This window comes from Streptomyces sp. ActVer (assembly GCF_027270795.1).
GTDB lineage: Bacteria > Actinomycetota > Actinomycetes > Streptomycetales > Streptomycetaceae > Streptomyces > Streptomyces umbrinus_A.
On the sequence record NZ_JAPWHT010000837.1, the window covers coordinates 1 to 1,875 of the forward strand.

Here is a 1,875-nt window from a genome sequence, read left to right on the forward strand (position 1 = left end):
GGCTGCCGCCCTTCGCGTCCGTGGGCAGCGCGGGGGCGGCCGAGGCCCCCGTGCAGCCGGTGAGCAGCCAGGACGCACCGAGCGACGCGGCGCCCGCCGTGGCCGCGGCGAGGACGGAGCGCCGTCCTGGGTGGTGGATGTCGGGCATGGACCGACCGTCCTTCTCGCTATTCGTTCAGCGGAACGATTGAGTGAAGTGCGTGAACGATAACCAGCCGGCGGCTCCGCGCCAACCCTCGGAACCCGGAAATTAACCGGGGAAACCGAGCCGTTACGCGGCCCGGGGAAGCCCTGCCGTGTGTCCTCCCTGTGCACACGCATGCAGCAGCTCTCCATCGGCTACCACTCACGCGTCAGCGCGGGTGTCCTCCAGGTCAAGGTCGTGCGGGACGTGGAGACGGTCGAGCAGATGGTGCAGCAGACCGCCGAGACCGGGCTCGGTGCAGTCACCGTGCTCGCGGGCGGGCTCGTCATCATCGCGCCGCACGCCCGAGTTCGTGCCCGTGTTCCTGCTCTCGGGGGCCGGGAAGTCAACGGTGCTCAGTCTCGTCATCGGGTTCATCCGGCCGACCTCGGGCCGGGTGCTGCTGGACGGCGCCGACATGAACACGCTGGACCTGCGGACATACCGGCGCTTCGTGTCGGTCGTACCGCAGGAGTCGATCCTGTTCGACGGGACCGTGCGGGAGAACGTGGCGTACGGCATGGACGACGCGGACGCCGACGAGGCGACCGTACGTGCGGCACTGCGGGACGCCAACGCGCTGGAGTTCGTCGACCGGCTGCCGCGCGGGCTCGACACCGTGGTGGGCGAGCACGGGGCGCGGCTCTCGGGCGGACAGCGGCAGCGGCTGGCCATCGCACGGGCCCTCATCCGCAATCCGCGGGTGCTCATCCTGGACGAGGCGACGTCCGCGCTGGACACGCGGTCGGAGGCGCTCGTGCAGCAGGCACTGGCCAGGCTCATGCGCGGGCGCACCACCTTCGTGGTGGCGCACCGGCTGTCCACGATCCGGGGTGCGGACCGAATCGTGGTGATGGGGGACGGTGCCGTACGGGAGATCGGGTCGCACGAGGAGTTGCTGGAGCGCGGGGGTGCGTACACCGCACTGCACAGCGGCCAGCTCGCCTGATCCGGTGAGGCGCGAAGACTCACCTGAGCCGCTGGGGCGGGAGGTGGCCGGCCGCCGTGCCGGTCGCCTCACTCGCCCGCGTAGGCCTTCTCCAGGGTGGCGACGTCGATCTTGTGCATCTTGAGCATGGCCTGCATGGCCCGATCCGCCTTCTGCTGGTCCGGGTCGCTGATCATCTCGACCAGCCTGGCGGGGGTGACCTGCCAGGAGACGCCGAACCTGTCCTTCAGCCAGCCGCAGGGGCCCTCCTCGCCGCCGCCCTCGGTGAGCGCGTTCCAGTAGAAGTCCACCTCGGCCTGGTCGTCACAGCGGACCTCGAAGGAGATGGCCTCGCTGAACTTGAACTGCGGGCCGCCGTTGAGGGCGTAGAACTTCTGGCCGTTGGCCTCGAACTCGACGGTCAGTACGGAACCGGGCTCGCCGTGCCCCACCTCGGAGTAGCGGAGGATCGTGCCGATGCGGGAGTTCTTGAAGACCGAGACGTAGAAGTTCGCGGCCTCCTCGGCCTGGCCGTCGAACCAAAGGCACGTGGTGAATCCGTCGGTGGTCATGGGTACCTCCTGGGGCGGGAACGCTGTCACCTGTGTAGACGGATCCTCGTGCGAAAACTCATCGGTGGCCCGGAAAGCGGGCCGGGCGGGTGACGCCAAGGGGTTTCACAGCCCGGCCGTCACGCCGAGCGGTAGACCGGCCCGGGCGGCGGCCGGACTGGCTGGCCGGCCGACCGGCCGCCCGACCGGAG

At 69.9% G+C, this 1,875-nt stretch carries 1 protein-coding gene and 1 pseudogene; one reads left to right on the top strand and one right to left on the bottom strand.

All coding sequences use genetic code 11. The annotated features are described in order from the left end of the window. Nucleotides 1–301: 301 nt before the first annotated feature. Nucleotides 302–1,133 (top strand): annotated as a pseudogene (locus O3Q52_RS52630) (ABC transporter ATP-binding protein); the annotation flags it as partial. A gap of 68 nt (nt 1,134–1,201) precedes the next feature. On the opposite strand, the gene O3Q52_RS52635 reads toward O3Q52_RS52630, so the two are convergent. Continuing rightward, nucleotides 1,202–1,684: a VOC family protein gene (locus tag O3Q52_RS52635; protein WP_269655476.1), complete on the bottom strand. Its 483-nt coding sequence runs from the start codon at nt 1,682–1,684 to the stop codon at nt 1,202–1,204. Between the last annotated feature and the right edge of the window lie 191 nt (nt 1,685–1,875).